The 9,592-nt window shown below is 70.7% G+C and carries 8 protein-coding genes; 3 read left to right on the top strand and 5 right to left on the bottom strand.

Features of this window, described 5'->3' with window-relative positions:
• Both BJP40_RS08625 and BJP40_RS08630 read left to right on the top strand, forming a co-directional pair.
• Positions 1-973: phage/plasmid primase, P4 family (locus BJP40_RS08625; protein ID WP_071279879.1), on the top strand; the 973-nt coding region annotated here is incomplete at its 5' end.
• On the top strand, positions 970-1,371 hold the full coding sequence (locus tag BJP40_RS08630) for a DUF6009 family protein (protein ID WP_071279880.1): 402 nt from the start codon (positions 970-972) through the stop codon (positions 1,369-1,371). The genes BJP40_RS08625 and BJP40_RS08630, both read left to right, overlap by 4 nt.
• A 1,270-nt stretch (positions 1,372-2,641) precedes the next feature.
• Here the strand turns inward: BJP40_RS08630 and BJP40_RS33565 are convergent.
• The 5 genes from BJP40_RS33565 to BJP40_RS33570 form a co-directional block, all read right to left on the bottom strand.
• Positions 2,642-2,929, bottom strand: coding sequence for a hypothetical protein (locus BJP40_RS33565; protein ID WP_143065912.1), 288 nt, complete (start codon positions 2,927-2,929; stop codon positions 2,642-2,644).
• Positions 2,930-3,395: 466 nt separating this feature from the next.
• Positions 3,396-3,554, bottom strand: a complete 159-nt coding sequence (locus BJP40_RS34115; RefSeq protein ID WP_177204342.1) for a hypothetical protein — start codon at positions 3,552-3,554, stop codon at positions 3,396-3,398.
• Positions 3,555-4,267: 713 nt separating this feature from the next.
• Complete coding sequence (locus tag BJP40_RS08640; RefSeq protein ID WP_143065913.1) at positions 4,268-4,924, bottom strand: hypothetical protein; 657 nt, start codon at positions 4,922-4,924, stop codon at positions 4,268-4,270.
• 168 nt (positions 4,925-5,092) lie between these two features.
• The gene (locus BJP40_RS08645) at positions 5,093-6,037 is read right to left on the bottom strand and encodes a hypothetical protein (protein ID WP_071279883.1); all 945 of its coding nucleotides are present in this window, start codon (positions 6,035-6,037) and stop codon (positions 5,093-5,095) included.
• A gap of 212 nt (positions 6,038-6,249) precedes the next feature.
• Positions 6,250-7,314, bottom strand: coding sequence for a DUF6083 domain-containing protein (locus tag BJP40_RS33570; protein ID WP_143065914.1), 1,065 nt, complete (start codon positions 7,312-7,314; stop codon positions 6,250-6,252).
• A 310-nt stretch (positions 7,315-7,624) separates the two neighbouring features.
• On the opposite strand from BJP40_RS33570, the gene BJP40_RS08655 reads away from it, so the two are divergent.
• Positions 7,625-9,538 carry a UvrD-helicase domain-containing protein gene (locus BJP40_RS08655; protein WP_079171024.1) on the top strand — a complete coding sequence of 638 codons (1,914 nt, stop codon included), beginning with the start codon at positions 7,625-7,627 and terminating at the stop codon, positions 9,536-9,538.
• Positions 9,539-9,592 lie beyond the last annotated feature (54 nt).

The raw sequence follows: 9,592 nt of genomic DNA on the forward strand, positions 1-9,592 counted from the left end.
GGACTTCCACTCCCGCTCCACCACCACCGCACCGGCCCCCCAGCCCACCCCCCAGTGGAACCGCTTCCTGACCGACACTTTCGGCGACGACCCCGACGGCACCGAGATGATCAGCTTCCTCCAGCTGCTCCTCGGCTACTCCATCACCGGCGACGTCGGCGGCCAGGTCATGCCCTTCCTCTTCGGCGCCGGGAAGAACGGCAAGTCGGTCCTCCTCGACGTTCTGATGAAGCTCCTCGGCGACTACGCCGACGCCGCCCCACCCGGCTTCCTCATGGCCCGCCCCTACGAAGGCCACCCCACCGACCTCGCCGAACTCCACGGCCGCCGCGTCATCGTCTGCTCCGAGGTCAAGCCCGGCGACAAGTTCGACGAAGCCCGCGTCAAACTCCTCACCGGCGGCGACCGCATCAAGGCCCGCCGCATGCGCCAGGACTTCTTCAGCTTCGCCCCGACCCACAAGCTCTGGCTCCTGGGCAACCACCGTCCCGAAGTCGGCACCGGCGGCTTCGCCTTCTGGCGCCGCATGCGCCTGATCCCCTTCGAACGAACCGTCTCCGACGACCGCAAGATCGACAACCTCGCCGACATCCTCGTCGCCGAGGAAGGCCCCGGCATCCTCAACTGGCTCATCGACGGCGCCCGCCGCTACCTCGGCGGCGCCAAGGACCTCACCGGCCCCGACAAGGTCCGCGTCGCCACCACCGCCTACGCCGAGACCGAAGACCACACCGGCCGCTTTTTCGACGAAGCCTGCGCCCTCGAACCGGACCACCGCGCCGAGCAGTCCCGCCTCTACGCCGCCTACAAGGCCTGGTGCCAGAGCGAAGGCGTGCCGCCCATTACCAGCCGCGCCTTCGCCGCCCGCGCCCGCGAACTGGTGGGTCTGTCCTCCCCCAAAGAGATGATCTTGTCGAATTCGCGGAAGTATTACCCTGGGATCGGACTGCTCGCCGACGAGGAGATGGCATGAGTGCCCTGATCAGCGACGACGAGCTCAAGCACGAGACCGAGCTCGTCTGGCTCGAGGACGTCCACCAGCTCGACTACGTCCGCCAAAGCCTGGACCGCCTGCCCACCCGCAGCGCCAAACCCGCCTACCACCGCGACGGGCGCATGGTCGGCTACGCCATCCTCGGCCCCAAGGCCCGCGCATCACGCGCCTCCGGCACCTTCCGCCGCCGCGTCTTCTGGCTTCTGCCACACGACCGCGACACCGAACCCCAAGGCCTCTACGCCACCGGCGCGCCCGCGGAAGCAGTCGATCCCCGCACCGTGACGGCCGGCAGCAAGGGACGTAAGACCGAGCGCTCCGAAGGCGGGCCTCCCTCGCTCGCCATGCAGGAGCTGGGGATAACGCTTCCGCTGTGACCGGGCGTCTGAAACTGTCTCTCAAGTCGTGTCCGGAACACAGTCGCTTCAGTCGCTGAAGTCGCTACGCCGGGCAGTCCCCGCAGGATCGATACACCGCCTGAGCAGCGTAAACCTGCAGTTCGCTTCCCTCCTGGACGGGTTAGCGACCGAGCTCCCCAGGCGCTGTACGCTCTGCCCTGCGGACTGCCTACCGCAGCAGTAGGGACACCTGGAACCTTTCGTCCGCAGCGTTGCCGCGGGTGCGCCGTTCCATGGTCCCCGTCAGCTTGCGACGCCTGTGCCGCTGCTTCTCGGCTTGTCCGCCTCTCCGCTCGCCGGGTGCGCGGCTAAGTCGCTTCCCGCCGTCGCGTTCCGAGCCGGTGTTGCGGCCGCCGCCCGGTCTCCCGGCGGCCTCAATGGAGTTGGAGTGCAGGGAGCGCCGGGCGAGCCCGGCCTTAGAGCCGATCGTGGCAGCGAACACCCCCCGGACGCGAGCCGCCCGCCACGGCCGCGAGAGACGACGTACCCATGCACTTGTCCGCGTCATCGCAGGTCACCAGGTCAAAGTGAGAAGAAGCTGTGCCGGCTGCACCGGCCACCTCCGGCCCGGCCCGGTACCCGGCTCCGCTGGTCTGATGCCGTCCTGCCGCACCCCCGGGCCTTGGCCCGGCGCCCGTCCAGGGCCGCGGGCTGGCCGGTTCCGCCCCGGGCCCCGCCCGCGGGGCTCTACGGTGCAGTGGTGAGCAACGAGGGGATGCCGGTCGTGGGCGGGGACGAACTGCCGGAGGTCGACGAGGTCTTGGCCCAAGCCCTGACCGCATGGGGTGAGCAGGGCACGTGGGCGCTGGGGCTGCTGCGAGACGCGCGCCGGGTCCTGGTCGGTGCCGGGCTGGAGCGGCCGGGGGAGGTCGCGGAGTCGTGTCTGCGGGGTGCGATGGACGCCCTGCTGAAGCCTCCACGCAGAGGGGGGTTTCCCCGCGGCCCGCGATCTGCTGAAGGCGGTCGACGCCCTGCCCCCGCCCGCCGCCCCGGCCGGCTCGACGTCGAGCCGCCCGAGGGCCGCGACGGCCGCTGCGGTGGCCCGGGAGCGCGTGGACGCCGCGGCCGAGGTGCTGCGCGCGGAGCTCGCCCAGAAGAGCGGGGTCCACACAGGTCGTGCCCTTCGGGTCGCGGAGCGGGTGATGGGCGTGCGGCTGGGGACGGTTCAGGAGGAGTCGCTGGGCGGCTGGGACACGCGGCGTCGGGCACTCTCCACGGTCGCGCGGCCGAGGAAGGTCGCGCGGCCCGGCTATACATCGAGGTCCTTCAGATGGCGCGGGAGCTGCTGGTGCCGCTGCCCGAACGCGCCGCGGGGGTCCTGCAGCTGACCGCTCTGCCGCAGCCGGGCCCCCAACATGCCCGGGAGCTCGCCCGCTGGGCCGACCCGCGTGGGCTCGCCCGAGCCGCGCGCCGCCATCCGCCCGGAGCCGCCCGAGGCCCTGGACGCGACCAGCCTGATCGAACTCGCGCCGCCCGTGGCCCGGTGGCGGCGGCCCGCGCCCTGGCCGCCGCCACCGGCGCGGGCGCCGACCGTCACGCACGCCTCCTCGGCCGCCTCGTCAGCGAGGACGTTGCCGCCTGGACCGCGGATATCGCCGCCGTCCTGGACGCGCTCGGCGTCCCTGAGCTGAACGCGTTCTACCTCGCCGCCCTCCAGGAAGCCGCGGACCGGCCCGGGGCACTGCCGGACAAGGCACGCGGCCGCCGGCTCCCTGCGCCTGGGCGAGACGGCCCCGGTTGTGCGGTCACCTGCTCGTGCAGCGCTTCTGCGGCGTCCCGCCATCGGGACCAGGCTCCGGCCCACGTCGCGTTCTGCTCCTCCGTCCACCCGCCTGCGGCGTGTCACCGCGCGTCACCAGGCCCTTCCGGCTGCCTCCAGTCCAGATCAGCCGGGCTACACCCATGCCACAGGCCGAGTGCCTGGAGCTGATCGGGCGCCTTCTCACCGACCCGAGCCTGCCCCTGCGAGCCCGGGTCGCGGGAGGCATCGTCCTGCTCTACGCTCAGCCACTCAGCCACTCAGCCGCGACCAGGGCGGCGGCCAGGACGATGACGATGATGACGACGGCGGCCTCGACGCCGCTCAGGCGCTGGCGGGCCGGGTGGCCGCTCTCCACGCAGGAGGCCGACACCTGGGCCGGTTTCGGGTTCGGGCTAGACATGACGCTCTCCTGTCCTCGGCCCGGCGGCCGGAAGGTCGCCGAGCTCATCGCTGCTGGCTCCAAACGGGTACGAACCACCGGCGGTTGCCGCCGCCGTCGGTGTGGTGCGTGGACAAGATGGTCGCAGGAGTACGAGGGAGGGACGGCAGCACGCAGCAGGCAATGAGGCGATTGATGCGTCGGCGCGCAAACACATCCGGAGATGCGTTGACCTCGACGGCGTGACCCACAGTCAACCCCGGGCCGTACCGAAGTCCCTGACGTGCAGGACCAGACGGCGGAGCAAGATCGCAAAGCGTGCCGGTGGCTCGTGGTAACGAAGGAGTTGATGCGTCCCCGCGCCAATCGCGGTTGCTCGATCATGCACGTCGCTGCGACGCTTCGCGCCCGGGGTTGCGCCGAGCTCGGCACACCCTGCCCTGATTGCTGCTGGCTCCAGTACCGACCAGGGACAGCGAGGTCTCGCGTTGCCGCGCGGCACCTCCAGAGAGCCGGTACCGCTGCGCGGTCACCGGCTCTCTCTTTGACCCGCCGGCCCGCCTCAGACTCCGCGGGCCCGCCGACGTCGCCGGCACTGGGGGGCCGGTGTTCCTGACGCGGGCCGGGTGGCCCGGCGACTGGAGGACCTGATCCTCAGGGGCCCGCCGCCATCCCCCTGGCAGCGGGCCCTCAGCCGTGTTCGGCGCGGCGCCCGACCGGAGAAGGGCTCGCTCTCAGCGTTGCGGGGGCACGGGGCGCAGGAATGTGGGCTCAACATCCTCGACAGGGCGAGCAGGACCGAGGTCGGGCAGCAGGTCGGCACGGTAGAAGACGACCTGCGGCAAGCGCCCCGGGTACCACGACGTGCCGACGGCGATGGCGAGGCGCGGATCGCCGATGGCTTCGAGGACCCGCTGCGCACCCGCACGCATATCGCCGACGGAGCGGTAGGCGTCGGTGGTGAAGGCGACGGGCTGGCGTCCCCGGCGCCAGCCGATGCAGTGGTCGAAGATGGCCTCGCGTTCGCCCCAGTTCCGACCGAAGAAGCAGTCACCTCGCTCGTACGAGCAGCGATGGACCTGCTTCTTGAGGAGGGTCCGCGGGCAGCAGATGGAGTCGGATGCCTTCAACTCGAACGGGCTGGCCCAGTTGAGGATCAGGTCCCGTGCGGCGGCTTCCTGGTCTGCGAGCTTGCGCTGCTGCTCCGGATCGTTCTTGGCGTAGGCGGGCCACTGGAAGACGGCCCACGGGCTCGTCGGGTGATCGGCGCCGGCGTTGCTGTAGTCCATGTTCAACCCGTAGGGCCAGCTGGGATACCCGCGGTCGCCAGCGCCGAAGACCTGGACGGCCAAGGCTTGACGGTCGCTGTGCGTGACAGTGTGTTCGGCCATGCGGGCATCTTGTCACCGGGCGGGCGCCGTGGTTCCCCGATCCTCATAAGCGCGTGGGGCGGGCGCCGCCGACCGGGTCGGGGCCTTCACCCGCGAGCGCCTGTCAGATGGCGTCCAGGATCTTCGTCCGGCTGTCGCGGTACTCCTCGCCCGTGACCGCCCCGGGTGTCAGGGGACTTCCGGCGGCGTGACTGCGGCCTGGTGCAGGTAGAAGGGTCCGCCCCGGCGGGAGAGGACGGTGGGGTGCGGGGTCTGCTTGAGGGCGGCTTGCCGGTAGCGCGGGCCGCTGCCGTAGAGGCGGGTATCGACACCACAGGCGTTGGTCTGCCATTCCTCAGTGTGCTGGAGGACCGCCCGCAGCAGCTCCTCCTCGCGGGTCGGCCGGGTGGCGGTGGCCTCGTGCAGGGCGGCGATGAGCGTCTGGCCGGTGGTCACGCTGAACCACGAGTTCAGCTTCTGCTCCTTCACGCTGGTGCGCATCCGTACGAGCGTGTTGTCCAGCGGGTCGTTCTTCCAGGCGGTGGTGGAGGTGATGTCCGGGGTGTCCTCGATCCATTCCAGCAGCCGTTCGCACTCGATCGGGTTGAGGCCGACGCCGGTGCTGGCGAACAGGTCGTGGAAGATCCGGGTCACGAGGTCGATCCGGCGCGGGGCGGCTCGGCGGTGGTACAGGCAGTGGCGGCACGCCCAGCCCAGCGCGACGTAGGGGGGTGTGGTCTTGTCGCGGATGCGGCCGATGAGGTCACCCGTGGCGACGGGGTCGCCGCACAAGGCGCAGGCGGTGTGACCGGCGGCGTATCGTGCCCGGGTCGGAAAGGTCATCTGCCCCGGCCCCGACGGCCGGCGTTCACGGCCGGGGGCGGTGTACCGGGCGCGGTAGAGCTTCGGCGTCTGGAGCCACGAGCGCATCACGCGCAGGGCCTCGCGCCGATCGGCGTCGTCCCACCGATCACGGACGGGCAGGCGCTGGACGAGTTTGAGGGCAACGTTCCCCCGCGCCACGCTCAAGGTGGCTGCGGTGGTGGGCATCGCGAGGCTGAACTCGCGGCGCAGGGCTTCGGTGTCGGCCTGGTCGATCGCCTCGTCTGTGAGAGCCAGCAGCAGGGTGGACATGATGCTCCGTTTCGCCATGGGGGTGCTGCGGAAACCATGGCGCGGCCCGGGTCTGCGCCCGGGCCGACGTCACACGGTTGGCGCAGGAATGTCGCCCTGACGGGGCACGGCGGTCCCGGCTGTCCCTCGGATGGGTTCGTTTGTGGGCCGCGGACCTGTACCGCCCTCCCGGGCTGGCGCGCCGGGTGTGGTCCCGGCCGGCAGCAGGGCGGTCAGAAGGGCGGATCAACGTCGCCGGGCTTCTGCCACTTCCGGTGCGTCTTGTCGCGTTCCCGCGTGCGCTTCTCGCACTTCCAGCACACCCATCCGGGGGGCTCCTTGACGGCGCTGCCGTTCGTGCAGTCGGAGCCGGCGCACTTCGTCTGCTGCGGCGGCGGCCCCAGGGCGGAGAGGAGGGGGTGAGCCGCGCGTTGCACCGCCTGCGGCATGTGCGGTTCGTCGTAGGTGATGAACTCGGCGTGGCGCCAGGTATCGAAACGTACCCACTGGGGAGTGGCTGCGTCGCTCGCGTCGCTGCCAGGACCATGGTGAGTGCACCGCTGGTCCTTCCATCGCTGGTACTCCACGACGTCCAGGGAGTTCAGCGAGTAGACCCACATCTTCTGTCCGGCCCACAGGGTCTCGCGGCCGGCCCGGCCGGGCGGAATGGGGATGTCCTCCTGCTCCCACACCCCCTGGAACAGGTGGCTGGTCATGACGAGGTTCTTGCACCGTTCACCGGTGGACTGGGCAAGAGCCACACAGCGCAGTTGGTCAATGGTGGTGGGCGCCAGCCACCGCAGGTAGGTGTAGGCCACCACGTGGCGTTTCTCGCAGACCTCTTCGGTGTGCTGCTCGGCGACGTCCTCTTCGGCTTCCGGCCGCGGCGCCGGCACGAAGACTCCTGCGTCGAGCCATCTACGCGTCCGGACAGCACAGACCCGACGGACGTCGTCGAGAGGGCTTCCGGGCTCATGGCGCAGGGCGGGACACACCGCCGGGTGTGCGATGCGGCAGAAGCGCCGCCCTCCGTCACCGTGGTAGGCGATGCCGGACGTCACGCTCCAGCGGTATCGGTCGGGGAGGGCGGCGCTGGGGAACTCCGCGTGCACCAGCGGGATCCGCGTCTTGTCGTCGAAACGTTCGTACCACTCGACAATGTGATGGCAGTACTTGCAGCGCGTCGACGCCTTCGCTCGCGGGGTCTTGGGGCCAGCGCCATGCATCCGCATGTGCTTCGGCGGCACCGACAGGGGATCTTCATCAGCGGGGCTGCCGTCCCAATGGAAACCAGGCATGGCCGTCTTCTAACGCTGCCCCACTCGGAGCCTCCAGCGGATGTCACCGAATGCCGCACACGGTTCACTCTGCGGGCGTAAGCCGGCGTACCGGCGCCTGCCTCCGGGGGGCTGCATGCCCGTCAGCTCGCGGCGGCCCACGGCAGCCGACGCGGGCGCCGAGCGTGTCCGAACGGAGGTGGCTCCGTGCGTGCTCCGCCGTGCGCCCCGGGTGGCTCTTCGCGCCCCCTTTCTGCGCAATGTGGGCGAATATGGCTACTCTGCGCGCCGAACCGGTAGTCGCGGCGTGGACCGAATGGAGAGACGGGCGATGGGCGGCTGGAGACCTTCGAGGGAGGCGCCGGACGCCGGTGATCAGCTATCACTGTTCAGCGGTGGAGAGAAGGCGGGCAAGGGTTCCGCAAGCGCGGAGAGCGAGCTCGGCTTCCTCGTGCGGAAGATCGCGCGGAGTACCGGTCGCCATCCTGCGGAGGTCAACCAGCGGCTGAACGAGCGCCTGGGGGTCCCATCCCGTGTCGGAGCGCCGCCGGAGCTTGTTGAGCGGGCGTTGGCCGACGCGCGGGAGTGGCTCGGCTGGCTCGCAGCCGGTCGCCCTCCGGCCGGGGAGCGGCGTCCGTCGCCTCCTCCACCGGCACTGCGAGGTGCGCCGCCCCAGCGCAGGGCCGGAAGCCCGGAGCCGACCGCCGAGCAGGTCGAGTCAGTCGACGCGAAGCGCAGCGGTGAGCATCTGGTTCTCCAGGCCGGGGCGGGCACCGGCAAGACGACCACCTTGCTCCTCATCGCGCGCAGTGACCGGCGGCGCGGCCGCTATCTCGCCTTCAACCGACCCGTGGTGAACGACGCCAGGTCCAAGTTCCCGCCGAACATCTGCTGCGACACCGGTCACTCGCTGGCCCGGAAGTCGGTCGGACACCTGTACCGCGCCCGCATCGGCACACCCCGCGAGCCGGCGTGGAAGGCCGGGCTGCGACTGGGTATCGCCGAGAACATGCAGGTCCGCTTCGGCGAGCGACTCCTCACCCACAAAGGGATCTCCTCTGCCGTCCTGCGCACCCTGAAGCGGTTCTGCCACTCGGCCGACCGCGAGCTCGCTCCCCACCACGTGCCGCAGCTGCGCGGTATCGACCAGGCTCAGCACCCCGTTCTCGCCCAGCTCGTGCTGCCCTACGCGCGCCGTGCCTGGCAGGACGTGCAGGATCCCAACGGAACGGCGGTGCGGTTCGAGCACGACTACTACCTGAAGATCTGGGCGCTCCAGGAGCCGCGGATCTCCGCCGACTTTCTCCTGCTGGACGAAGCTCAGGACACCAACCCGGTCCTGGAGGAGGTGATCCTCGCCCAAAGCGACCACGTACAGGTCATCCTCGTAGGGGACTCCGCCCAGGCCATCTACGGCTGGCGCGGGGCACGCGACATCATGACCGACTTCCCCGGCCGCCAGCTCACCCTCAGCCAGTCCTTCCGCTTCGGGCCCGCCATCGCGGAGGAGGCCAACCGGTGGCTCACCCTCGTCGACGCGCCCCTGCGTCTGCGCGGCACATCCACCATCGCCAGCTCCATCGGCCCCCTCGCCCGCTGCGACGCGGTGCTCTGCCGCAGCAACGCCGGCGCGATCCAGGAAATCCTCCAGCTGCTGTCCGAGGGAGTGCGGGTCGCCCTCGTGGGAGGCGGGAAACCGCTCAAGGCCCTCGCCGAGGCCGCCGCCGCCCTCAAGGCCGGACGACGCACCAGCCACCACGAGCTGGTCCTCTTCAGCTCCTGGGGAGAGTTGCAGGAGTACGCCAGCGACGACCCCGGCGGTCGAGATCTCCTCCCCTTGGTCGAGATCATCGACGAGTACGGTGTCGATGTCGTCCTCGACGCCGTCGGGCGCCTCCACGCCGAAGAGGACGCCGAGGTCACCGTCTCGACAGCGCACAGGTCCAAGGGCCGCGAGTGGCCGACCGTCCGCATCAGCATGGACTTCGAGCCCACACCCACCACCGCGCAGGCCGCCGAAGGGGCCGCCTCGCCCGGCATCGACATCGACGAGGCCCGGCTGGCCTACGTCGCGGTCACCCGGGCCCGCCGCCATCTGGACCTCGGCGGACTCGGCTGGATCAACCACCACCCCGACGGTGCCGTGGGCACCGCCGTGACGGATGCGGCGGCCGCGGTGCCTGCGGCACTGGCCGCCCAGCCGTCGCCTTGGGACCGACTGGGACCACTGCCGGGCGGCGCCTGAAAGAGCGTTTTGTCCCGTCGGGGGTGTTTGGTAAGTCGCGCGGTGTCAGCGGGT

This window comes from Streptomyces sp. CC53, assembly GCF_001865245.1.
Lineage (GTDB): Bacteria > Actinomycetota > Actinomycetes > Streptomycetales > Streptomycetaceae > Streptomyces.

What these genes read in the sequence shown, in the direction of transcription:
- BJP40_RS08630 (WP_071279880.1), top strand. Translation starts at nt 970, where the DNA reads ATGAGTGCCCTGATCAGCGACGACGAGCTCAAGCACGAGACCGAGCTC.
- BJP40_RS34115 (WP_177204342.1), bottom strand. Translation starts at nt 3,554, where the DNA reads ATGTCTAGCCCGAACCCGAAACCGGCCCAGGTGTCGGCCTCCTGCGTG.
- BJP40_RS08640 (WP_143065913.1), bottom strand. Translation starts at nt 4,924, where the DNA reads ATGGCCGAACACACTGTCACGCACAGCGACCGTCAAGCCTTGGCCGTC.
- BJP40_RS08645 (WP_071279883.1), bottom strand. Translation starts at nt 6,037, where the DNA reads ATGTCCACCCTGCTGCTGGCTCTCACAGACGAGGCGATCGACCAGGCC.
- BJP40_RS33570 (WP_143065914.1), bottom strand. Translation starts at nt 7,314, where the DNA reads ATGCCTGGTTTCCATTGGGACGGCAGCCCCGCTGATGAAGATCCCCTG.
- BJP40_RS08655 (WP_079171024.1), top strand. Translation starts at nt 7,625, where the DNA reads ATGGGCGGCTGGAGACCTTCGAGGGAGGCGCCGGACGCCGGTGATCAG.